Source organism: Stenotrophomonas sp. YJH_SMC_82 (assembly GCF_059368875.1).
Window position 1 is genome coordinate 716251 of record NZ_JCAFSE010000001.1, and the last position, 23971, is coordinate 740221.

Here is a 23971-nt window from a genome sequence, read left to right on the forward strand (position 1 = left end):
GCAGGACGCCCAACCCGGGTCTTGCCGTGTGCGCAGGACAGCGCACACGAGCAAGCGGCTGCCAAGCCTCCAGGGACGGATTCACGGCGTCCCCCGCGTACCCAACCCGACCGGCCCACCCGCGGCTTCTGCTTTCCGCGACCACCCAGACACCACCCACGAGGGGCTGCGCCGTTGGCTGGAAACTACCCGCGATGGCGGATCAGCAACTGACTCATCAGTGCCCGCAGCGCCGGCGGCTTCACCGGCTTGGCCATCATCCCCCAGCCGCGTTCGGCGGCCATCTCACGCAATCCCGCATCGCGCTCGGCAGTAACCAGCACTACAGGCGGGCGGGCCTGCCACAATTCGGCCAATGTCTCGTACAGCACCGGCCCATGGTGATCGCCCATGCGCACATCCAGCAGCACCAGCTCCGGTACTGCGCCTGTTGCTGCCAGCTGCAGCGCCGCCTGTGGGCCATCGGCCAGCGCCACCTCGCAGCCCCAGCGCTCCAGCAGCGCGCGGCTGGCCGCGCACACGTGCGGATCGTCGTCGATCACCCACACCCGGCGACCGCGAAGCGGGTTGTCCGCCGCCGGTTCCTGCACCAGCACCGGCACGGGAGCAGTAGCGGGAATCGCGCTGGCTTCGCCGAACGGCACGCCCACCGCGAACACGCTGCCCTGGCCCAGCTGCGAGCGCAGCCGGATCGGATGCCCAAGCAGGCGGCCGATGCGATCGACGATGGCCAGGCCAAGGCCGGCGCCGCGCTGCTGGCCGTCGTGCAGGCGGCGGAACTCCTCGAAGATCTCGCCCTGCAATGCGTCGGGAATGCCGGGGCCCTGGTCGTGCACCTCGATCCACAGCATGCCTTCACGGCGACGGCAGCCGAGCAGCACGCGGCCGCGTTCGCTGTAGCGCAGCGCGTTGGACAGGAAGTTCTGCAGGATTCGGCGCAGCAGGGCTTCATCGCTGACCACCACCGCATCGGTATCGACCCAGTCGACCACCAGGCCACGCGACTGTGCGGCGATGCCGAATTCGCGCGCCAGCGTCTGCAGCAAAGGCCCGAGCCGGAACGCCTGCACTCGGGTCGGCAGGCTGCCGGATTCCAGGCGCGCGATATCCAGCAGGCTGTTGAGGATCGCATCCTGCGCGGCCAGCGCAGCATCGATGTGGTCCGCAGTCTGCTGCTGCGCCGGGTCGCCCAGCTTGCCGCGCAGCACCGAGACGAACATGCGCGCCGCGTTGAGCGGCTGCAGCAGGTCGTGCACGGCCGAGGCGACGAATCGCGTCTTGTAGCGGTTGGCCTGCTCGGCTTCGCGGCGTGCTTCTTCCAGGTCATGGGTGCGCTCGGCGATGCGGTGTTCCAGCGCATCGGCCAGCGAGCGCAGTTCGCGCGCGGCGTTCTTGTAGCTGGTGATGTCGGCATAGCTGGTGACGAAGCCGCCGTCGGGCAGCGGGTTGCCGCGGATTTCCAGCACGGTGCCATCGTCTTTTTCGCTCTCGCGCATGTGCGGGCGGCCGCTGCGCAGGTGGTTCAGGCGGCGCTCGATGGCTTCATCGACCGGGCCCGGACCAAGCAGGCCACGGCGTGCGTTGAAGCGGAACAGTTCCTCGATCGGCCGGCCGACGCGAACCAGGTCCTGCGGGAAGCGGAACAGTTCCAGATAGCGCGAATTCCACGCGACCAGGCGCAGTTCGCGGTCGATCACCACCACGCCCTGCGGCAGGTGTTCGAGGCTGCGGCTGAGGCCGCTGTCGGCATCGGTGGCGGCCTGCAGCAGGCCATCCTGCGCGGTACGCAGTTCCTGTGCATGCTGCTTGAGCAGGGTTTCCAGCTCGCGGCGGCTGCGCAGGCGATGCTTGGCCAGTCGCCGGCGCTGCTGCACGAACAGCACCAGGAAGCCCAGCGCCAGCCATGCAGCGCCACCGGTGAGTGCTGCGGCGCGGCCGGCGCCGGTGGCGGCACTGGCATCGTGCAGCAGGTGCAGGTTCCAGCCTTCGGCGGGCAGCGGCAGGCTCTGCCACAGCATCGGCTGCGGCAGCGCCGGATCCAGCAGGCGCACCATGCGGCCGCCATCGGCCAGCACGTCTTCGGTGCGTGCGCGCAGGGGCTGCAATGCGCGGTCGGCGTACTGGCGGGCGTCCAGCATCTCGCGGCGCTCATCGGCTCCCAGCGGGCGCAGCAGCCGGTAGCGCCAGCTGTCCCGGTTGGCCAGGAACACCACGTCGTGGTCGTCGCTGGCCAGCACCACGTCCGGGCTGCTCAGCCATTCCTGCTCCAGCGCGGACAACTCGACCTTGATCACCACCACGCCCAGCCGCTTGCCGTCTTCTTCGATGGCCTGCGAAAGGTAATAGCCGGGCACGCCGGTGGTCATGCCGATGCCGTAGAAGCGGCCACGGCCCTGCGCCAGCGCCTGGCGGTAGTAGGGGCGGTAGCTGTAGTTCTCGCCGACATTGGTGGTCGGCTGGTCCCAGTTGCTGGCCGCCACCGCCACACCGTCGTGGCCGACCAGGGTCAGGGTCGAGGCACGGGTGACTTCGTTGGCGCGTTGCAGCTTGAGGTTCAGCCGCTGCCGTTCGCTGGGCGAGGGCGGCACGCGCAGTGCATGCAGCAGATCCGGGTCAAGTGCCAGCACCTGCGGCAAGGTGCCGAAGCGGTCGATGCGCTGTTGCAGGCCCTGGCCATACAGCTGCAGCTGGCGTTGCACCTGGCTGCTTTCCTCGCCGAGCGCGCGCCGCCAGGCGTAATGACCGGCGGCGACCGCGCACAGCACGGTACCGCCGACCATCACCAGCAGGGTCAGCAACAGCATCCGGTGGCGGCTGAGCCAGTACATGGCGGCAGTCTACGCAGGGCCGGCGGGCGTGGCGTGCACGCCCGCCGGGGTCTGACGTGGAAGGGGTCAGAAGTGCATCTGCGCGCGCAGTTCGAAGATCTCCGGCGTGCTGTGCACGCCACGACGGCTGGCGTCGACCTTCACGTAGTTGGCCTGGAACTTGAAGTGGCTGGTCAGGTACCAGTTCGCACCCAGCGTCAGGTCGTGCTGGCGGCCGCCGAGGATGCTGCCATCGTCCAGGTCGAGACGGCTGTATCGGGCCAGCAGTTCGACCGCGCCGTAATTGTGCGCCGGCTTGATGTTGGCCACCGCGCCGGCGTTGTACGGGCGCGATTCGCCGGTCAGCACCCAGCTGGCCATCGCGTACTGGCCACTGCCGGTGTAGTCGGGCTTGCCGTCACGACGGGTGACCGTAGCGCGCAGCGCTTCGGCCTGCAGCGAGAACGGGCCCCGGATCCAGATGCCTTCCAGGCCGGTGCGGCGGATCTGGTCGGCGGTGACCAGCGCACCGGAATCGACGTAGCGGATGTCGGTCAGGCCGGCTTCCGGGCGCGCGCGCAGGCGGGCGCTGGCCTCGTGATGCACGTCGCGGCCATCGCTGTAGCCACGCGGGTTTTCCTGCGAGTAGGCCAGGCCCAGGTGGATCACATCGCCTGGTGCCTTCACCGGCGTCCACACCGCACGCACCGCCTGGGTGGTGCCGGGGTTGTCGCCCTGCAGGTCCTTGCCGCCATAGGCTCCGGCCTGCAGCAGGTACTGCGGGCGCTCCAGCACCCACTCCACGCCGGTGCGGCGGCCTTCGTAGAAGGCCTGCACCGGCAGCGAGGTTTCCAGGAAGCTGCCGGCACGCGAAGAGGTGTTCGCATCCAGGCCGACCGGGGTCTTCATGTAGCCGAAGCGGAAGCGGCCGACGTCACGGCCGAAGAAGGCCTTGCTCTCGAAGCGCACGAACACGTCCAGCCAGGTATCGGCCTGGAAGTCGTAGTAGACCATCGCATCGTAGACGCCCTTCTTTTTCAGCGTCGCGCCGAATTCCTTGCGGCGCACGGCATCGTCGTCCTCGAGGCCACTGGCCGAGGAGAAGTCGTTGTAGTCGTAGGCGATGTTGGCGGTGGCCGCCAGCTCGGTGCCATCACCGAAGGTGTACTTGGTCGGCCAGTTGTCGAAATCGGCGGCCGAGGCGAAGGCGGGAAGGGCGGCCAGCGACAGGGCCAGCAAGGTGGGATTCGGGCGCATGTTGGGTGCGGCTCTCTCAGATTGCGTGTGGACAGGACATCAACGGCCGCAAGGGCCGGAACTTTCGCAAAGACTCACCCAGCCGTTCAGCCCGGGCCACCAGCCTCCCCAGGATCGGGCGGTGCGGCGCCAGTGTAGGCACCTGTGCCACCTGAACCGGGAGGCTAGTACCAATAGGTTATCTGCGCTGGCGTGCCTGGCGCGTACAAAGGCGTCCATTGGTCGCACCTCCTGTGCGTGCTGCACAGGGCCTGCGATCAGTTTCCACGGTAACGGTTCCCGTGCAGCTCCGGGGCCGTACGTGCCTGAAAACGCCCCTTCCGGAGTCCGCCATGCACATCCCGACCGCAGCACCGGTGCCTGCAAAGCCGTTGCCGATCTATCGCCAGCTGTACTTCCAGGTGATCGTGGCGATCGTCCTGGGCGCCATCCTCGGCCATTACGAGCCGTTGATCGGCGAGAAGATGAAGCCGCTCGGTGATGCGTTCATCAACCTGGTGAAGATGATCATCGCGCCGGTGATCTTCCTCACCATCGTCACCGGCATCGCCAGCATGACCCACCTGCGTACGGTGGGCCGGGTCTTTGCCAAGGCGATGGCGTACTTCCTGTTCTTCTCCACGCTGGCGCTGATCGTCGGCATGATCGTGGCGCACGTGGTGCAGCCCGGCGCCGGCATGAACATCAACCCGGCCGAGCTGGACCAGACCGCGGTGCACAGCTACGTCGAGAAGTCGCACGACCTGACCCTGGTCGGCTTCCTGATGGACATCATCCCGAAGACGCTGCTCAGCGCCTTCGTCGACGGCAACATCCTGCAGGTGCTGTTCGTGGCCGTGCTGTTCGGCATCGCGCTGGCGATGGTGGGCGAGAAGGGCAAGCCGGTGCTGAACTTCCTGGAGGCGCTGGTCGCTCCGGTGTTCAAGCTGGTGCACATCCTGATGAAGGCCGCCCCGATCGGCGCCTTCGGTGCGATCGCCTTCACCATCGGCAAGTACGGCGTCGGCTCGCTGATCAACCTGGCCTGGCTGGTGGGCTCGTTCTACCTCACCGCCTTCCTGTTCGTGGCGGTGATCCTCGGCGTGGTCTGCCGCCTGTGCGGCTTCTCGGTGTTCAAGCTGGCGCGCTACCTGAAGGCCGAACTGCTGCTGGTGCTCGGCACCTCGTCGTCGGAGTCGGCGCTGCCGTCGCTGATGGAGAAGATGGAACGCGCCGGCTGCAGCAAGTCGGTGGTGGGCCTGGTGGTCCCGACCGGCTACTCGTTCAACCTGGACGGCACCAACATCTACATGACCCTGGCGGCGCTGTTCATCGCCCAGGCCACCAACACCGAACTGACCCTGGGCCACCAGATCGCCCTGCTGCTGGTCGCCATGCTCAGCTCCAAGGGCGCGGCCGGCGTCACCGGCGCGGGCTTCATCACCCTGGCCGCCACCCTGGCCGTCGTGCCGGAAGTGCCGGTTGCCGGCATGGCGCTGATCCTGGGCGTGGACCGCTTCATGAGCGAATGCCGCTCGCTGACCAACTTCATCGGCAATGCCGTGGCCACCGTGGTGGTCTCGCGCTGGGAAGGCGCGCTGGACCGCAACCGCCTGAAGCTGGCGCTGGATGGCCGCGAAAGCGAACTGCCGCCGCCGGTCGATGCGCTGCCCGAGGCACTGCCGGCCAAGGGCTGATCCAGGTGTGTGGTACCGCGGGGCCGGTCACGACAGTGGTACGGCCCCGCGGCGTTTCAGGGCGTCCCATGGCTGTCATGGGCAACGCCGAAGCTGACATCCCGGTACCGTCGCATACGGCACGGAATTGTGCGGTCGCAGCATGCTTGCGACAGGATAGCGACAGGTCCAGACGCTCCAACGGGGGTATCATCCCCTGTCCCTTCTGCCCATTCATGTAACCCACATCGATGTCCAACGAAGATTTCAAACAGGCCGCCCTCGATTACCACCGGATGTCCCCGCCGGGAAAGATCAAGGTTTCCGCTACCAAGCCCATGCTGACCCAGCGCGACCTGTCGCTGGCGTATTCGCCGGGCGTGGCGTACGCCTGTGAAGCGATCAAGGCCGACCCGCAGCAGGCCAGCGAGCTGACTGCCCGCGGCAACCTGGTGGCGGTGATCTCCAACGGCACCGCGGTGCTGGGCCTGGGCAACATCGGCGCGCTGGCCGGCAAGCCGGTGATGGAAGGCAAGGGCGTGCTGTTCCAGAAGTTCGCCGGCATCGATGTGTTCGACATCGAAGTCGACGAGACCGACCCGGACAAGCTGGTCGACATCATCGCCTCGCTGGAACCGACCTTCGGCGGCATCAACCTGGAAGACATCAAGGCGCCGGAATGCTTCGTGGTCGAGCGCAAGCTGCGCGAGCGCATGAAGATCCCGGTGTTCCATGACGACCAGCACGGCACGGCGATCATCGTCGGCGCGGCGGTGCTCAACGCCATGGCGATCACCGGCAAGAAGATCGAGGACGTGAAGCTGGCGACCACGGGCATGGGCGCGGCCGGCATTTCCTGCGTGAACATGCTGGTGCAGCTGGGCCTGAAGCCGGAAAACATCCTGGCCTTCGACCGCGAGGGCGTGATCCACACCGGTCGTACCGACCTGGATCCGGAAAAGCAGCGCTATGCGCGCGACACCGACAAGCGCACCCTGGCCGAGATCGTCGACGGCGCGGACATCTTCCTGGGCCTGTCGGCGCCGGGCATCCTGACCGCCGACATGGTCAAGACCATGGCGCCGGATCCGGTGATCTTCGCACTGGCCAACCCGACCCCGGAAATCATGCCGGAACTGGCGCGCGCCGCCCGTCCGGACGCGATCATCGGCACCGGCCGTTCGGACTACCCGAACCAGGTCAACAACGTGCTGTGCTTCCCGTACCTGTTCCGTGGTGCGCTGGACGTGGGCGCCACCGCGATCAACGAGGAAATGAAGATCGCCTGCGTGCGTGCCATCGCTGCACTGGCCCGCCGCGCCGCCACCGACATGGGCTCGGCCTATGGCGGTGACACCCCGAGCTTCGGCCGTGAATACCTGATCCCGCGTCCGTTCGACCGTCGCCTGCTGGTGGAGCTGTCGGCCGCCGTGGCCCAGGCCGCAATGGATTCGGGCGTGGCCTCGCGCCCGATCGACGACATGGGCGCCTACCGCGACAAGCTGGCCCAGTTCGTCTACCGCACCAGCCTGATGATGAAGCCGGTCTACGACCGCGCGCGCAGCGACAAGCAGCGCGTGGTGTACGCCGAAGGCGAAGAGGAAGTGGTGCTGCAGGCGGTGCAGAACGTGGTCGATGACGGCCTGGCGCACCCGATCCTGATCGGCCGCCCGGAAGTGATCGAGTCGCGCATCGAACGCCTCGGCCTGCGCCTGAAGATCGGCGAGAACGTTGAAGTCACCAACATCAACGATGACCCGCGCTTCAACGAATACTGGCAGTACTACCATGGCCTGACCGGCCGTCGTGGCGTGACCGTGGCCGCGGCGAAGAACCTGATGCGTTCGCGCCCGACCCTGATCGCAGCAGTGATGGTGGCGCGTGGCGAAGCCGATGCGATGCTGACCGGCATCGTCGGCCGCTTCCACAAGAAGCTGGGCTACGTGCGCAGCGTGCTGCCGCTGGAGCCGAAGGTCACCTCGACCTCGGCGATGACCGGCGTGATCAACCAGCAGGGCGTGTTCTTCTTCGTCGATACCCACGTGCAGGAAGACCCGACCGCCGAGCAGCTGTGCGAAGCGACCCTGCAGGCGGCCTACCGCATGAAGTTGTTCGGCATCGAGCCGAAGGTCGCGCTGCTGTCGCACTCCAACTTCGGCAGCCACGATTCGAAGGACGCGCTGAAGATGCGCCAGGTGCGCGAGCTGCTGCTCAAGCGCAACCCGCGCCTGAACGTGGACGGCGAAATGCAAGGCGACACCGCATGGGATGAAGCGCTGCGCCAGAAGCTGCTGCCGGGCTCGACCCTGCAGGGCCGCGCCAACCTGTTCGTGCTGCCGAACCTGGAAGCGGCCAACATCGCCTACAACCTGGTGCGCGTGTTCACCGATGGCGTGGCGATCGGCCCGATCCTGATGGGCGTGAACAAGCCGGTGCATATCCTGACCACCAGCGCCACTTCGCGCCGGATCCTGAACATGACCGCGATCGCGGCGGTCGATGCGCAGATCCGCAAGCAGCTGGAAGCGGAAAAGAAGGCATAAGCCTTCTTTCCCACTTCCGCTGCCCACGCATTCTTCCTCTACCCCCGCCTTCGGCGCGCCCCTTCAACAAGAAGGGGCTCCTGGTCGGGAGAATGATGGCGCTGGCGCGGCTGGACGTCGGCGCAGGTGAAAACACCGGGCATTGCCCGGTGTTTTCATTTGCCGCAACGGCCGCAGAACCTGCCACACGCGCTACGCCGCCCGGTCATTTCCCTGCAACGCCGTTGCGGCCCAATACGCCCACGCGGCCCGGCCGTGGGAAGGTACCGGACCGGCCTTCCCACCCTGGGCCCGACCAACTTTCATGGGCGAGGGTGTCATGCGTAATCGAGTCACGCGGCGATATTTCCAGCAGCTGTTCGCGCTGTACGCCGGTTTCGTGCAGTCGCGCTGAGGCGTAGAAAGCAGCGAGGTAGAGTCGACCGTTGGTCGACTATCGCGCGAAGCGCGGGGTTTTCGGGGGCTGTACGAAAGTCAGTCGACTAACAGTCGACTCTACCCAGTCGCCCCAATTCCCAGTTGACCAGCCAGTCAGCGCCGCTTGCCGCGGCGTGCAGGGGCCGGCGGCGGTGCATCCGACCGCGGCTTGGCGTACTGGGCCCACAGTGCGGGCAGTGCCTTGCCGGTGTGCTTCTGCCACAGCGCCGGTGCATAGCGGCCATCGCGCAGGGCCGTGTCCAGTGCCAGCACCAGGCCCGGGTGTTCGGCGTCGGCCCATTTCAGGAACGCACCGGTGACCCGGTAGCCGCTGTCGAAGTTCTGACCCTTCTCGACCTTGCCCGGCAGCGACCAGCCCGCGGCGGCATTGTCCATGCCGTAGCGGTCGCGTGCGTAGTCGGCGATGCCCTCCACCAGCCAACCCGGCACCCGTGCGTCGCCATGGCCCGGATAGCCCTGCACGATGTGCATGGCCTCATGGGTGACCAGGTCGATGTCGTTGGGGTGCTGCGCCAGCCAACCCGGATTGATGGTGATCGTTGCCGCCTGGTCCTTGTCACCGACGAAGGCGATCCCGCTGTAGGCCGGATCGATCACGATGCGCACCATCGATGGCGCGGCCGGGTGGAAGTCCGCACGTTCGCGCAGGTAGGCGAAGTAGAACGTATCGATCACCCGCTTGCGCTGCGGCGCGGCCAGGGCGCCACGGGCGTCCTGGTAGTTCAGCGTCACGCCGTCGCGGGTCAGCTGCGCATCAAAGGCCTGGGTCTGGCCGAAGCTGGAGAAGGAAAGGGCAACAAGGGCCAGAGGCAACAGACGGTAGCGCATAGGGCTCATTGTACGGCGCTGGGCGCCAACAGTTCGATCTCCGCCAGCGGCAGCCGGCCCGGCGCGGCCAGGCGCAGCCGGTACTCGCTGTAACGACCGGGTCTGGCGATGCGGAACGGACGGGTCTGGCGGGCAGACTCGAAGGCTTCGCCGCTGCGCTGGTCGAGCACGGTCCAGTGGCCGTTGCCATTGCGCGCTTCCAGCGTCCATTCGCCGCCCTGGATGCGGCCGTCACCGCTGGTCAGCGTATACATCGTCGGCGTGCCATTGCTCAGGCCGGTCAGTGCGATGGTCGCGCCGCCACCCAGGCCGACGGTGGTGGCCGCATCGTCATCGACCAGCGCCGGCAGGGCGCGGCCATCGGCCAGTGTTGCCTTCGCGCCGCTGCCGAGCAGGTCGTGCAGCAGCTGCGGGCGCTGGCCACGGGCGGTCAGCGAGCGCGGCACGTCATCCACGCCGCTGCCCCAGCGCGACGGCTGCGGGCCCATCACGAAGTCCAGCGTCGCGCCCCTGGCGATCAGCTCGTGCGGCACCCAGGTCTTCGTCCAGGGCGTGCCGTTGATCTTCAGCGACTGCACGTAGACGTTCTCTCGCGAATTGTTGGCCGCGTTCACGGTCAGCACCGCGCCGCCCTGCAGTTCCACCCGCGCGTGGCGGAAGGCCGGCGAACCGATCACATACTCCGGGGCGCCCATGCGCAGCGGGTACAGGCCCAGCGAGGCCAGCACGTACCACGCCGAGGTCTCGCCATTGTCCTCGTCGCCCGGATAGCCCTGGCCGATCTCGCTGCCGACGTACAGCCGCGACAGGATCTCGCGCACGTGCTGCTGGGTCTTCCACGGCTGCCCGGCGTACAGGTACATCCACGGGATGTGGTGCGCCGGCTGGTTGCTGTGCGCGTACATGCCCATGCGCACGTCGCGCGCCTCGGTCATCTCGTGGATGGTGCCGCCGTAGGAACCGGCCAGTGCCGGGTCTGCGGTTTCCGGCGTGGCGAAGAAGGCATCCAGTTTCGCCGCCAGCTTGTCGCGGCCACCGTACAGCGCGGCCAGGCCTTCGCCATCGTGGGCAGCGGTGAAGGCGAAGGTCCAGCCATTGGACTCGGTGTAGTCGTGGCCCCACACGCGCGGGTCGTAGTCCTTCGCGTCCACGCGCCACTGGCCATCGGCAGTGCGGCCCTGGAAGAAGCCGGCGGCCGGATCGAACATCGTCGTGTAGCTGGCGGCGCGATAGCGGAAGTAGTCGGCCTCGGTGCTGTAGCGCTCGCGTGCGGCCGGCGTGGTCGCACGCTTGGCCAGCGCGTCGGCCATGTTGGCGATGCCGAAATCATTGAGTGCGCCTTCCATCGTCCACGACATGCCTTCATGCACGTCCGCGCTGGCGTAGCCACGGAAGGTCGAACGGTCCATGCCCTTGCGGCCGACATGGCGGTCGGGCGGGACCACGGTCGCGTTCTTCAGCGCGGCGGCGTAGGCCTCGGCCGGATCGAAACCGCCGATGCCCTTCAGCCACGCATCGGCGAAGGCCACGTCCGAGCTGGTACCGACCATCAGGTCCGCATAGCCCGGCGACGACCAGCGTGCGATCCAGCCGCCGGCGCGGTACTGCTCGATGAAGCCCTGCACTAGCTGGCCGGCATCGTCGGGCGTGAACAGTGCATAGGCCGGCCAGGTGGTGCGGAAGGTGTCCCAGAAGCCGTTGTTGACGAACACCTTGCCATCGCGCACGCCGGCGTAACTGCGGGTCGCGCTGCCTTCGGTGTTGTCATCGCTGGCGCTGGCCTGGTTGGCGTAGCGCCACTCCGGTGCGGCGGCGCTGCCCACGTTCTCGTGGCCGGAATTCGGGTACAGGTACAGCCGGTACAGGCTGGAGTACAGCGTGGTCTTCTGGTCGTCGCTGGCATCGCCGATGTCGAAGCGGGCCAGGCGCGCGTCCCACGCGTCCTGTGCGCGGCCGGCCACGCTCTCCAGCGTATCGGCGGCGGCGATTTCCAGTGCGAGGTTGTGCCGCGCCTGCTCCACCGAGATCAGCGAGGTGGCGATGCGCATCGTCACCCGCCGCTCGCTGCCGGCATCGAACTTGATGTAGCCGGTCGGGCGCCCGGTGTCGAGGCGGCCGCTGCTGCGCCAGGGCTTGTCGAAGCTGGCCACCACGTACATGCGGCTGGCGCCGTTGGAGAGGCCGCTGCGCGTATCGGTGTAGCCCGACAGCGTCTGTGTGGCGGCATCCAGAGTCAGGCCACCACGTGCATCGACGTTGTCGAACAGCAGGTTGGCGTCACCGCCTTCGGGGAAGTCGAAGCGGAACAACGCGGCATGATCGGTCGGCGCGATGGCGGCAGCGATGCCGTTGTCGAAGCGCACGTCGTAGCGGTAGGGGCGCGCGCTTTCATGGCGGCGATCGAACGACAGCGCGCGCTTGCGGCGGTCGGCCTCGGGCACGCCACGGCTGGCCGAGGGCATCACCTGGAAGGTCTGGCGGTCACCCATCCACGGGCTGGGCTGGTGGCTCAGCGCAAGCGCCTGCAGCTGCGGGCGGTTCTGTGCGTCGTTCTGTTCGTTCCAGCGGTACAGCCAGTTCAGTGCGCCGGCATCGGTCACCGGGGTCCAGAAGTTGAAGCCGTGCGGCACCGCCGTGGCCGGGAAATTGTTGCCGCGCGAGAAGGTGCCGTTGGCTTGGGTGCCGCGGGTGGTCAGCACCCAGTCGGAGACGCGCTGTGGCTGCTGCCGCGGCTGTGCGTCCAGGCGCACGTCATCAATCCAGCCAGAGACCGGCGCGCCCTCGGCACTGGCCACCTCCAGCTCGATCGCCACTACGCGGCGGCCCTTCAGCGTGGGTACGTCGCCCAGCCGCACTGCCTTGCGCGCCCACTGTTGCGGGTACAGCGTCTTCGATTCGCCCTGCGCGCGTGCGCCGATCGCCACCCCATGCTGGTCGCGCGCCGCACCGGCCGACACGCGGCTGCCATCGTCCAGCAGCAGGTCCAGCGAGACATAGGTCGAAGCGACGGTGTCCTTGCCGACGATCTCCGGCAGCACCAGCCACGACAGCGTGGTATCGGCCTCGATGGGCAGGTCGGCCTTGAACAGTTCGCGCCGCGCGCTGCCGCCTTCGCTGCTGTAGCGCAGTGCATGCAGGCCGCTGTAGCCGGCGTTGCGCTTGGCCGCGTAAGGCGCCGCAGGGCCGTTGCCGATCGTGACCTGAAGTGCACCCGCGGCCTGCGTCGGGGCAGGTTCGCCGGGCTCGAACGAGGTCTGCAGCCCCTGTGCCAGCACCGGCATCGCAGTGGTCGCACAGGCCAGGGCCAGGGCGAGTGGAAGCAGGGCGCGGCGCGGATCGGACAGGGTCATGCAAGGGTCTCCCGGAAGGGCTGGCGGCGGGCAGAACCCGCATCGGCGGACACCACGGACAGCATCGCTCCGCCCGCCAGGCTGGCAGTGGAAGAGGCGATGCCGGTCCGGTGGGGGCGGGCCATGCGATCGGGTTGGATTGGGTGGGTCGGGGTGCGACCTGGCCCGATCCTGCAACAGCCGTCGCGCGCTGGCAAGTGCCATTTAGTTCGATCCAAATGCGGGAAATATCGCTGGAGTCGATTCTGGCGAGCGAACCTGCCGGAACGACCGCGAAATCCCCGGCGCCGCCGCCGCCCGGCGTGCGGCGGGGAGATGCGAGGCATCGGCGGGAGCGCGCAAAGGCCCGTTGTGGCGCAATGTCGGTGCGGCCCAGATGCTAGAATCACAGGCCTCGCAACCCGTTCACCGACATCCGCCATGAGCCATACCGCCACCGCGCCCGCCAACGCCGAGAAGCGCTACACCGTGCACCGCAGCGATCTGCCGTTGAGCTGCCCGACCCCGGAAATGGCGCTGTGGAACTCGCATCCGCGCGTGTACCTGCCGATCGAAGACGAGCCCAACGGTGAAGCGCAGTGCCCGTACTGCGGTTCCGTGTTCGTGCTGGCCGACTAAACGGCGGCCCCTTCGATGCGCCGATTGACCGTGGTGCAGTTGCTGCCGGCGCTGCACTCCGGCGGTGTCGAGCGCTCGACCCTGGAAATCGCTGCTGCCCTGGTCGCGGCCGGCCATCGTGCACTGGTGGTGTCCGCCGGTGGCCGCCTGGTGCAGCCGCTGCTGGACAGCGGTGCCGAGCACCTCACCCTGGACATCGGCCGCAAGTCGCTGCTGACCCTGCGCCATCTGCCGACCCTGCGCCGCCTGTTTGCCGAGGTCGGTGCGGACATCGTGCACGCCCGTTCGCGGCTGCCGGCCTGGCTGGGCCTGTACGCGATCCGCGCCATGCCCGCCGCACAGCGCCCGCACTGGGTGACCACCGTGCACGGGTTGAATTCGCCCAGCCGCTACAGTGCGGTGATGACCAGTGGCGAACGCGTGATCTGCGTGTCCAATACCGTGCGCGCCTTCGTGCAACGCCACTACCCGACGGTGCCGGAAGAAAAACTGCAGGTCATTCCCCGCGGTGTCGATGTCGGCCAGTTCCCACGCGTAGCACGTGCCGACCGTCGCCCGCGGCTGGCCCTGGCCGCCGATTATCCCTGGCTGGCGCAGGTTGATGGCCCGCTGCTGCTGTTGCCCGGGCGCGGTACCCGGCTGAAGGGCCACGCCCACGCGCTGCAGCTGCTGGCCGACGTGCGTGCCGCCGGCGTGCCTGCGCAGCTGTGGATGCTGGGTACCGAGGAACCCGGGCGTGAGGCCTACGTGGCCGATCTGCGCCGCCAGGCTGCGGCACTGGGCGTGGCCGAGGCCGTACAGATCAGCACGCCTACCGCACGCATCGCCCTGGCCTACGCCGCCAGCGATCTGGTGCTGCAGCTGTCGGACAAGCCGGAAGCCTTTGGCCGCACCGTGGTCGAGGCGCTGTCGGTCGGCCGCCCGGTGCTGGGCTGGGACCACGGTGGCGTCGGCGAACTGCTGCAGCAGCTGCAGCCCGGCGGCGCGGTGCCGCTCGGCGACGCGCGCGCGTTGGGTGAACGTGCGCTGGCCCTGCTGGCGCAGCCGCCATCCTTGCCGACCCGCATCCCGTTTACCCTGCAGGCCATGCGGCGCGATACCCTCCGCCTCTATGCCGATCTCGCCGGCTGACCCCGCTGCCATCGTGCGCGACGACCGCGCTGGGCGCTGGGCACCCTGGTGGGTGCTGGCGTACGTGGCGATGTGGCCGTTGCCAGGCATCGCCGAAACCGTGCTCGGCCTTGGCGCGCTCTATGCTGCCGTGCGCATGGTCATGCGCCGGCTGCAGCGCCGCCCGCACCTGTTGAGCACGGCGGCGTGGGCCCTGACCTCGATCCTGTTCCTCGGCTACTGGCTGCCACAGGCGTTCTCGGCCATCGATGCGATCGATCCGGCGGCCTCGTGGACCAAGGCTGCCGCCGGACTGCGCTACCTGCCCTTCATGTGGCTGGTGGCGATCGCGGTAGCCACGCCGGAACGGCGGCGGCTGACCTTCGGTGGCCTGGCGCTGATCACCGGCGCGTGGACGCTGGACGCGTTGGTACAGGCGCTGGCCGGCACCAGCCCATGGTTCTGGTCGCTGGATCACCTGAAGCTGGCCGTAAGTGGCCACGCGCTGTGCCCGGCCGACGAAGCCGCACTGGCCGACCGCCTCAGTGGCGCGCTCGGGCCCTGCAACCTGAAATTTGGCCAGGTGCTGGCCAGCCTGTCACCCTTCCTGCTGCTGCCGATGGCGCGGCGTTTCGGCAGTGCGGGGTGGTTGCTGGCCGCCGCCGCACTGGGAGGCGTGCTGCTGCTGGCCGGTTCGCGCGCCTCGTGGATCACCTTTGTGCTGGTGCTGGGCTACAGCGGCCTGCGCCAGTTCGGCTGGAAGCGGCTGCTGCTGCTGGCCCTTGTGGCAGCGCTGGGTACGGCCGCACTGACAGCGGGCGTGCCGCAGCTGCGCGAGCGTGTTGCGCGCACGGCACAGGCATGGAACGAAGACGGGCAGGGCGTTGACGAGGCGCTTTCGGGGCGCGCGCGCATCTGGACGGCGGCGGTGTGCATGATCGAGGAACATCCGGTCAACGGTGTCGGTGCGCGCGGCTTCCGTGATGCGTATCCGGCCTGCGTGTCAGACGAGGGCCCCGCCGTGTGGGGCAATCAACCGGCATTGCACGCCCACCAGATCGTGCTGGAAATCCTGGCCGAGACCGGCGTGCTGGGCCTGCTGCTGTGGCTGGCGGCGGTGGCGCAGGCCTGGCGGGCCTGGCGCTATGCACCGCCGGCGGCGCGTGACCGCGCCCGCCCGGCGATGCTGGCGCTGGCGGTTACCGTGTTCCCGCTCAATACGCACCTGGCGTTCTATTCTGCGTTCTGGGGCGGCCTGACCGTGCTGCTGGCGGCCCTGTTCGCCGGCAGTCTGCTGGCCCGCGAATCGGACGAATCTCCGCCGATGCAGTAGTTGCCAACCTTGGTGGGCTCCCCGGGACCGGCCTCGGTTCATCCGGCGCCAACCAAGGTTGGCGCCACGAGGACGCCGGCCCTTCCACCGCATCCGGTTATTTGTAGAAATCACTCCGGCCGCCGGGCTGGCGCTTGAAGCGGCGGTGGATCCACAGGTACTGGTCGGGGGCTTCGCGCACCATCTCTTCGATGGCCTGGTTGACCCGCGTGGTATCGGCTTCCACGTCCTCACTGGGGAAATTCTCCAGCGGTGCGCCGATCTTCAGCACGTACTTCCCGCCTTCGCGGCGGTGGAAGTACGGGATCACTGCACAACCGGTCATCCTTGCCAGCTGGTGGGTGGCGGTGATGGTCGAAGCGGTGTGGCCGAAGAACGGCACGAACACGGTGTCCTTGCCACGCATGTCCTGGTCCGGCGCGTACCAGAGGAAGCCGCCCTTCTTCAGGTGGCGCACGGTCGCGCGGATGTCCTCGTTGGCGAACATCGCCTTGGCATAGCGCAGGCGGCCGAACTTCACCGCCCACTCGTACACCGGGTTCTTGTGCTTGCGGTACATGCCGGACAGGTCGACGTAGTCGCACAGCAGGCGTCCGCACATTTCCAGGGTCATGAAGTGGCCTGAGACCAGCAGCACGCCGCGGCCTTCAGCCTCCATCTGCCGCAGGTGTTCCAGGCCTTCGATCCGTACCTGCGGGCGGATGCGGTCGATGCTGCCCCACCAGGCGCGGATGCACTCGAACACGCCCACGCCCAGCGCATCGAAACTGTCGCGCACCAGGCGCTGGCGCCAGGCTTCGTCCTTCTCGGGGAAGCACAGCTGCAGGTTGACTTCGGCGGCGCGGCGGCGGCTGCCGAGCAGGCGCCAGGTGATCCAGCCGACGCCCCGGCCCAGCGCGCGCTGCAGCATCCACGGCAGGCGGGCGATGGCGAAGGCGCCGAACATGGCGGCGAACATCGGCCAGTTGCGCGGATCGCGCAGCGATGGGCGGACGGCGGTGGAGGCATCTGACATGGGGCCATTCTACCAAGGCGGCCGCGTGTCTTTCCCCGGGGGCTCCCGTATCCTTGCCGCATGCGCAAAGACCCTGTCGAATGGATCCTGCGCGGCCTGTATTCGGTCGTGCTCTACATCCTGCTGCCGATCACCGTGTACCACCTGGTCTGGCGCGGTTTCCGGGTTCGTGAATACTTCCGGCGCTGGGATGAACGCTATGCCTCCTATCCGCAGCCGACCGGGCAGCCGCGGGTCTGGCTGCACGCGGTCTCGGTGGGCGAGGTCAATGCCGCCGCGCCGCTGGTCAATGCCCTGCGCCAGCAGCGCCCGGACATCCGCTGGGTGATCACCACCATCACCCCGACCGGCTCCGAGCGCGTACGCGCGCTGTGGGGCGACGCCCTGGACCATGTCTACCTGCCGTATGACGTGCCGGGCAGCGTCAACCGTTTCCTCGGCCATTTCCAGCCCAGCCTGGCGCTGATCCTGGAAACCGAGCTGTGGCCGAACATGCTGTTCGGCTGCCGTGACCGCGGCATTCCGGTGTACATCCTCAACGCCCGGTTGTCGGCGCGTTCGCTGCGCGGCTACCGGTTGCTGGCGGCACTGATCCGCCGCGCGCTGCGCACCGTCACCTGCGTGGCCGCGCAGTCGCAGGACGATGCCGAGCGCTTCGTGCAGCTGGGGGCGGATCCCGGCCAGGTGCAGGCGCTGGGCAACCTGAAATTCGACATCGCCACGCCGGATGTGCAGGGTTTCGTCGAACAGTTCCACGCGCGGGTACCGGCCGCTCGTCCGGTATGGATCGCCGCCAGTACCCATGATGGCGAGGAGCAGGCGGTGATCGACCTGCACCGGCGCCTGCGCCAGCGGCATCCGGAGCTGCTGCTGCTGTGGGCACCGCGACATCCCGAGCGTTTCCCGAAGGTGGAAGCGCTGGCGCGCGAACAGGGCTGGAGCGTGGCGACCCGCCGCGTGGACCAGTGGCCACACGCGGCCACCGACGTGTTCGTCATCGACACCCTTGGCGAGCTGATGCCGTTCTATGCCTGCGCCCAGGTCGCCTTCGTCGGCGGCAGCCTGCAGGCCATCGGTGGTCACAACCTGCTGGAGCCGGCCGCGATGGGAACGGCGGCGGTGACCGGCCCGCACCTGCACAACTTCGCGGAAATTTCCCGGCGCATGCGCGAGGCCGGAGCGCTGCTGATCGGCGAGGACGCGCAGGCGGTGGGCGATCTGCTGCAGCACCTGCTCGACGATGCCCAGGCCCGCGAAGACATGGCGCGGGCGGGATGCACGCTGGTCAGCAATGGCCGCGGCGCGCTGCAACGCACGCTTGCCCTGGTGGCGCCGCACCTGCCACCACCGCGCGAGTGATCGCGGCAGCGCGGAGTCAGCGGCGCTGACGAGCATTGTCGTGATCAACTTCATCAATTCTGCTTAGCGACGATTTTTCTGTCGTTGCTGGACCGACCCTGCCGCTGGCAGCGTGCCTGCCATCACATCGTTGCGCACATTCCACCGATTCTGATTCCGCAGGACGACGCAGGCTGCCAGCCTGCTGTCGACCGCGCTTGGGCGGATATCAAGGGAACTTGCGATGGACGGCGACAGGGGCGGGGACGGCACGGGTGGGGCCGGACTGGGGACGGACCATCTGGCGGTGGTGGCGTTGACACTGTTGGTGGGCGGTAGCGTGATCGCACTGGTGGGCCAGCACACGGCGGCACAGGCAGGCCCCGCCATCGTGCTGAGCCTGTTGCTGGCTGCACTGGGGGCCGGCCTGGTGCTGTGCTGCCTGCAGGATCTGGTGCTGCGGTTGCCGGCGGGCGAGGGCCTGCACGGGCTGCTGGCTGCCAGCTGGGGGCCGCGGGTGGCGGGCGTGTTGGGCATGGCCCTGCTGCTGGAGCTGGTGGCGACCACGGCGGGCGTGGCGCAGTCCATGGCCCTCCATCTGCACACGGTGCTGGCCGCCGAAGGCCTCCAGCCCTGCGACTGGCTGCCGGAACAGGTCACGGCGGCGGTGGGCCTGCTGATGCTGGGCGCGCTGGCATTGCTGCCGCCACGGCGTGTGGTGCTGGTGGCCTGCGCCCTGTTGACGGTGAAGATCGGTGCGGGGGTGTTGCTGCTGGCGCTGGCGGCACGTCATGTGCATTACGCGCACTGGATCCCCTGGCTGCCACCGGCGACCGCGCCGTATCGCTTCGGGCTGGGCGGGGTGCTGGCGGCTGCGGTGCCGCTGCTGGGGGTATTTGCCAGCGTCGGCTTGGCACTGGGCTTTCCTGCGTTGCGCCGCCAGGGCGCGACGTGGCAACCGGCAGTGCTGGCGCTGGTCTCGTTGCTGGCGATGCTGCTGCTGATCGTGCTGGCAGCACTGCAGGCAGGGCTGGTCGAGTTTTCCGCGCTTGCCAGTACCCGGCCACTGTCGGTGGCGCTGCAGATGCATCCGCAATTGGAGTGGATGCTGCCGTTGTTGCCGCTGGCGGGGGCTACGGGCCTGGCCGCCCTGCAGCTGGTGCTGCTGATGCTGGCCTTGCGGCTGGCAACATCGCTGTGGCCAGGGGCGGGTGATGCAGTGGGACGCTCCCGCGGTGTGATCGTGGCGGCGGTCGGACTGCCGGCGGTGATGCTGGTGCTGTGGCTGCCGTTGGGCACCCTGCCGGCGCTGCCGGGTCCGGCAACCCTGCTGGTGATGGCGGCGCTGTGCCTGGCGGTGCTGCGGCGGCGGAATGACATGAGGCAGGGCGCAACCGGTCGCGAACTGGTGCTGCCGATGCTGGCGCCCTTGGCGGCCGCGCTGTGCGTCTTTGCGGCGTTGGAACGCCTGCGGGCATGGCCGGGCTGAGGGTTCGCGGGGCCACGCAACGGGTAGCTGCGGGCGGATGCACCGCCTGCAAAAAAGCCACCCTTGCGGGTGGCTTCTTTGTTGCCGGCAGGGCGACGGATCAGTGCGTGGTCGTTGCCGGATTGCCCGCGTCCTGGGTCAGCAGGCGGTTGACGTCCTGCAGCTCTGCCACGTCCAGCGCACCCAGCGACTGGCTCAGCAGCAGGCGGTTCTGCAGGAAGGTGTAGCGGGCCTGGGCGTAGTCCAGCTGCGCCGAGAACAGGATGCGCTGGTTCTGGATCACGTCCAGCACGGTACGGGTACCGACTTCCAGGCCGACCTGCGAGGCGTCGTACGCGCTCTGTGCCGAGACCACGGCCAGGCGACGGGCCTCCACTTCGCTGATGCCCTGTACCAGGGTCTGGTAGGCATTGCGGGTGTTGCGGTCCAGGGCGCGCTTCTGCTGCTCGTAGCCGTCCTGGGCGATGTCACGCTGGGCCAGCGCCTGGCGTACGCCGGACTGGGTGGCACCACCGGAGAAGATCGGCACGCTCAGGGTCAGGCCGATGCTGTTGGTGCGGGCGTCCGGCGACAGCGAACCGGAACCAGTGCTGTCACCCCAGGTCGCGCTCTTGCCCCAGCTGCCGCCCAGCGACAGGGTCGGGTAATGGCCGCCACGGGCGGCCTGCACGCCAGCCTCGGCGGCGCTGACCTTCAGTTCCTGCGCCTTCAGCGCCGGATTCTGGGTGGTGGCCTGCTGCACCAGCTCATCGATGTTGCCACGGTTGGCCGGCACTTCCGGGCGGAAGTCGGCCGGCAGCCCACGCAGGTTGGTCACCGGCTGGCCGGTCAGTTCGGTCAGGGCCTGGTAGTTATCGGCCAGGGTGTTCTGCGCAACGATGGTGTTGGCACGCGCCTGGTCGTACTGGGCGCGTGCTTCGTGCACGTCGGTGATCGGCGCCAGGCCCACTTCCAGGCGCTTGTCGGCGAAGTCGAACTGCTTCTTCGCGGCCGCTTCATTGGTCTGTGCGGCATTCAGCGATTCGATCGCCACCAGCACGTTGAAGTAGGCCGCCGAGGTGCGCACGATCAGGCTGTCGTTGGCCGAATCGAGGGTGAAGTCCGCCGCCTTGCTCAGCTCGCGCTGCGAACGCAGGTTGTTGATCTGGGTCCAGTTGAACAGCGTCTGGCTGCCGTCGATCGTGTAGGTGCGGCGCTTGTTGGTGAACGAGCCGGAGTTGGCGTCGGCGTTCGGCTCACTGCGCGTGCGGTTCAGCTGGGCCTGGCCGTTGATCTGCGGCAGCAGGGCGGCGCGCGCCTGCACGGCGCCTTCCTTGTCATACAGCCGGGTCGATTCGGCGGCGGACAGCTGCGGATCGCCATTGCGCGCCATTTCGTAGACCTGCAGCAGGTCGGCGGCATGGGCGGACAACGGCAGCAGGGCAGTGGCCAGCGCAACAGCGAGGGATCGGCGGATCATTGCGGCTTCCTTGGACTCAGAGGTGGAACTGGGGGGCCGGGGCGGCACCACGCAGGTAATCGATATCGGTCTCGAACAGGGACTCGCTGCTGCCGTCGGCCTTGACCAGCAGGGCCTCCATCGCCGGCGAGCGGCCGTGGATCACGAACAGGCGACCACCAGGACGCAGCCACGAGGCGAACTGTGACGGCACCACGTCGACCGCACCAGTGACACAGATCACGTCAAAGCGGCGTTCGGTCTGCCAGGACAGGGCGTCGGCCACTTCCACGCGGACGTTGGTGCCCAGGCCGGACGCGTCCAGGCGGGCGCGCGCGGCGGCGGCCAGCTCCGGGTCGATTTCCAGGCTCAGCACGTCGCGCGCCAGCGCGCCGATGCAGGCCGACAGGAAGCCGCTGCCGGTGCCGATTTCCAGCACTTCGTCACCCGGCTGCAGGTCCAGCGCCTGCAGGGTACGGCCCTCGATGACCGGCTTCATCATCTTCTGGCCATGGCCGATCGGCAGTTCGACATCGGCGTAGGCCAGTGCCCGGTGTGCATCGGCGACAAAAGCCTCGCGCGGCAGGCGGGCCAGGACGTCGAGCACCTTGATGTCCAGCACGTCCCAGGGACGGATCTGCTGTTCCACCATCAGTTCGCGGGCGTGGGCGTAATCAATCGTCATGAGGTTCAAATCCAGCGCAGTGGGCCGGCCATTTTACCGGTGCCGGAGGCCGGCGGCGCGCCCAGAGCATCAGCTGCCGGGTGGCCGGGGTCGCAGTGCCGGAAGTCATCGCGACCTCCGGTTCGTTCAGTTTTGGTTATTCAGCCGTCCCGGCCCCTCGCGGCGCATAGGCGCGCAGGAAGAAGTCGATGCTGGCAGTCACGTGGGCAAGAGGGTCGCATTCCACCGGTGACAGTGGCATGCCGCACATCATATGCATGTGCACTTCACCCTTGACCAGGGTCAGGAACTGCTCGCCAGCCAGCGAATAGTCGGTGATTTCCAGCTCGCCGCGCTCGGCGCGTGCCCGCAGGAAGTCAGCCAGGGCCTCGCAGGTACGTTCCGGTCCTGCCTTCCAGAACAGCTCGCGCAGGCGTTCGTCGGTCTCCGGCGCCATCATCATGCGCTGGATCGAGATCGCCGCATCGGACGTGATCAGTTCGAAGAAGGCCAGACCGATGCCGATCAGCTGGTCGCGCAGCGGGCCGTCCGCGTCGGCCACGAACAGGGCATCGGGCAGCATTTCAATGCACTTCGACTGCACGGCCTCGGAGAACAGGGTCTCCTTGTCGCCGAAGTGGCTGTACACAGTCAGTTTCGAGACGCCGGCCTGAGCGGCGATGGTGTCCATGCTCACGCCGGTATAGCCCTGTTCGATGAACAGTGTCTTGGCTGCTTCAAGGATCGCCGCGCGCTTGCCGAGGTCCTTGGGGCGCCCGGGTCCGGCGGCCTTGGCAGCGGGCTTGGCCGACGGCTTGCGGGAAGTGTGAGAACTCATCACGACAATACTAGACCAAGCGGTTCGATATTTATACTATACCGGCCGGTTTATTAAATTGGGCCGGCAGTCGCGGCTCCCCCCTTAGTTGCAACCCTGCGTTTTCAGGACGTTGACCGATGAAGATCGTGCGCTGGATGGGCGGTATGGTGTGGATGGCTGCGCTGGCAGCCTGTTCGGGACAGGAACAGGCGCCCCAGGCGGCCGTTCCGGTGCTGGTGGTTCACCCTGGCGAGCAGGCCGGGCAGGCGCCGGCGGCGTTCCCGGGCACGGTGCGTGCGCGGCAGGAAAGTCCACTGTCGTTCCGCGTTGGCGGCAACCTGGTCAAGCGCCACGTCGATGCCGGGCAACGGGTGAAGAAGGGCGACGTGCTGGCCGAGCTGGACGTGGCCGACTTCGCGCTGCAGGCCCGCGCCTCGCAGGCGCAGCTTGCTGCGGCCGAAGCCGATCTGGTGCGTGCCCGTAATGACCTCAAGCGCTACCAGGTGCTGGCCGACCAGCAGCTGGTCAGCCGCTCGCAGCTGGACCAGCAGTCCGCCGCCTTCAAGGCCGCGCAGGGCCAGGCCAACGCCGCCCGCGCCAACCTCGATGTGCTGCGCAACCAGGCCGACTACGCACAGCTGCGCGCGCCGTCCGATGGCGTGATCGCCAGCCGTGAGGCCGAAGCCGGGCAGGTGGTGTCGGCCGGCCAGACCATCTTCAACCTGGCCGCCGATGGCGGGCGCGAAGTGCTGATCGACCTGCCCGAGGCCACCATCCGCGACTATGCGGTGGGCCAGCCGGTCGAGGTGGAGCTGTGGAACCGTCCTGGCCAGCGCCTGCCAGGCACGATCCGCGAGATCGCCGCTGCCGCCGATCCACAGGCACGCACCTATGCAACCCGGGTCAGCCTGCCCGCCGATGCGCTGGCCGATGTCGAACTGGGCCAGAGCGCGCGCGTCTACAGCAGCGCCGGCCGCCACGGCACCCTGCAGCTGCCGCTCGGTGCGCTGCAGCGCGGTGCCAACGGTGCCGCCAGCGTGTGGGTGGTCGATCCGGCCAACAGCACGCTGAAGGCCGCGTCGGTCACCACCGGTGCCTATGGCAGCGAATCGGTGCCGGTGCTGTCCGGCGTGAATGCGGGTGACTGGGTGGTCGCTGCCGGCGGACACCTGTTGCGTGCCGGCCAGCCGGTGATCGCCGTGGACCGCCAGAACCGCCCGGTGCTGAAGCCGGCCACGCCGGCCGCTGCCGCCAAGGCCAAGGAGTAA

General features: G+C 68.1%; 16 protein-coding genes. 8 read left to right on the forward strand and 8 right to left on the reverse strand.

Annotation, left to right across the window (positions count from 1 at the left end; genetic code table 11):
• Positions 1–185: 185 nt before the first annotated feature.
• Entirely contained in the window at positions 186–2828 is a 2643-nt protein-coding gene (locus tag AC5P53_RS03275) for a hybrid sensor histidine kinase/response regulator (RefSeq protein WP_014648359.1), read from the reverse strand.
• Positions 2829–2894: 66 nt separating this feature from the next.
• Complete coding sequence (locus AC5P53_RS03280) at positions 2895–4064, reverse strand: OprO/OprP family phosphate-selective porin (protein ID WP_046432442.1); 1170 nt, start codon at positions 4062–4064, stop codon at positions 2895–2897.
• A 332-nt stretch (positions 4065–4396) separates the two neighbouring features.
• On the opposite strand from AC5P53_RS03280, the gene AC5P53_RS03285 reads away from it, so the two are divergent.
• A complete protein-coding gene (locus AC5P53_RS03285; RefSeq protein WP_014648357.1) occupies positions 4397–5740 on the forward strand; it encodes a dicarboxylate/amino acid:cation symporter in 1344 nt (447 codons plus the stop codon).
• Positions 5741–5970: 230 nt separating this feature from the next.
• A complete protein-coding gene (locus AC5P53_RS03290; RefSeq protein ID WP_014648356.1) occupies positions 5971–8262 on the forward strand; it encodes an NADP-dependent malic enzyme in 2292 nt (763 codons plus the stop codon).
• A gap of 531 nt (positions 8263–8793) precedes the next feature.
• On the opposite strand, the gene AC5P53_RS03295 is transcribed toward AC5P53_RS03290, so the two are convergent.
• Together AC5P53_RS03295 and AC5P53_RS03300 are read right to left on the reverse strand one after the other, a co-directional pair.
• Positions 8794–9537 (reverse strand): basic secretory protein-like protein, encoded by a 744-nt coding sequence (locus AC5P53_RS03295; protein ID WP_053495634.1) that lies wholly within the window; start codon positions 9535–9537, stop codon positions 8794–8796.
• On the reverse strand, positions 9534–12878 hold the full coding sequence (locus tag AC5P53_RS03300) for a GH92 family glycosyl hydrolase (protein WP_164077840.1): 3345 nt from the start codon (positions 12876–12878) through the stop codon (positions 9534–9536). Before AC5P53_RS03300 ends, AC5P53_RS03295 begins: the two co-directional genes overlap by 4 nt.
• Positions 12879–13298: 420 nt before the next feature.
• Here AC5P53_RS03300 and AC5P53_RS03305 point away from each other — a divergent pair, with 420 nt between their 5' ends.
• From AC5P53_RS03305 to AC5P53_RS03315, 3 genes are read left to right on the forward strand one after another with little or no spacing between them, the layout of a single operon-like run.
• On the forward strand, positions 13299–13496 hold the full coding sequence (locus AC5P53_RS03305) for a zinc-finger domain-containing protein (protein WP_005410967.1): 198 nt from the start codon (positions 13299–13301) through the stop codon (positions 13494–13496).
• Positions 13497–13511: 15 nt separating this feature from the next.
• Positions 13512–14627, forward strand: coding sequence for a glycosyltransferase (locus AC5P53_RS03310; protein ID WP_495227111.1), 1116 nt, complete (start codon positions 13512–13514; stop codon positions 14625–14627).
• A complete protein-coding gene (locus AC5P53_RS03315) occupies positions 14608–15939 on the forward strand; it encodes an O-antigen ligase family protein (RefSeq protein WP_241887100.1) in 1332 nt (443 codons plus the stop codon). Before AC5P53_RS03310 ends, AC5P53_RS03315 begins: the two co-directional genes overlap by 20 nt.
• Before the next feature lie 97 nt (positions 15940–16036).
• Here the strand turns inward: AC5P53_RS03315 and AC5P53_RS03320 are convergent, their stop codons facing one another.
• Positions 16037–16954 (reverse strand): LpxL/LpxP family Kdo(2)-lipid IV(A) lauroyl/palmitoleoyl acyltransferase, encoded by a 918-nt coding sequence (locus tag AC5P53_RS03320; protein WP_014648350.1) that lies wholly within the window; start codon positions 16952–16954, stop codon positions 16037–16039.
• A gap of 60 nt (positions 16955–17014) precedes the next feature.
• On the opposite strand from AC5P53_RS03320, the gene waaA reads away from it, so the two are divergent.
• Together waaA and AC5P53_RS03330 are read left to right on the forward strand one after the other, a co-directional pair.
• Entirely contained in the window at positions 17015–18313 is a 1299-nt protein-coding gene (gene waaA, locus AC5P53_RS03325) for a lipid IV(A) 3-deoxy-D-manno-octulosonic acid transferase (protein ID WP_014648349.1), read from the forward strand.
• A gap of 223 nt (positions 18314–18536) precedes the next feature.
• Entirely contained in the window at positions 18537–19781 is a 1245-nt protein-coding gene (locus AC5P53_RS03330; RefSeq protein ID WP_241887099.1) for an amino acid transporter, read from the forward strand.
• 100 nt (positions 19782–19881) lie between these two features.
• On the opposite strand, the gene AC5P53_RS03335 is transcribed toward AC5P53_RS03330, so the two are convergent.
• The 3 genes from AC5P53_RS03335 to AC5P53_RS03345 form a co-directional block, all read right to left on the reverse strand.
• Entirely contained in the window at positions 19882–21240 is a 1359-nt protein-coding gene (locus AC5P53_RS03335; protein WP_014648347.1) for a TolC family outer membrane protein, read from the reverse strand.
• 16 nt (positions 21241–21256) lie between these two features.
• On the reverse strand, positions 21257–21904 hold the full coding sequence (locus AC5P53_RS03340) for a protein-L-isoaspartate O-methyltransferase family protein (RefSeq protein ID WP_014648346.1): 648 nt from the start codon (positions 21902–21904) through the stop codon (positions 21257–21259).
• Positions 21905–22040: 136 nt separating this feature from the next.
• Positions 22041–22721 carry a TetR/AcrR family transcriptional regulator gene (locus AC5P53_RS03345; RefSeq protein WP_053495622.1) on the reverse strand — a complete coding sequence of 227 codons (681 nt, stop codon included), beginning with the start codon at positions 22719–22721 and terminating at the stop codon, positions 22041–22043.
• A gap of 119 nt (positions 22722–22840) precedes the next feature.
• On the opposite strand from AC5P53_RS03345, the gene AC5P53_RS03350 reads away from it, so the two are divergent.
• A complete protein-coding gene (locus AC5P53_RS03350; RefSeq protein WP_142235197.1) occupies positions 22841–23971 on the forward strand; it encodes an efflux RND transporter periplasmic adaptor subunit in 1131 nt (376 codons plus the stop codon).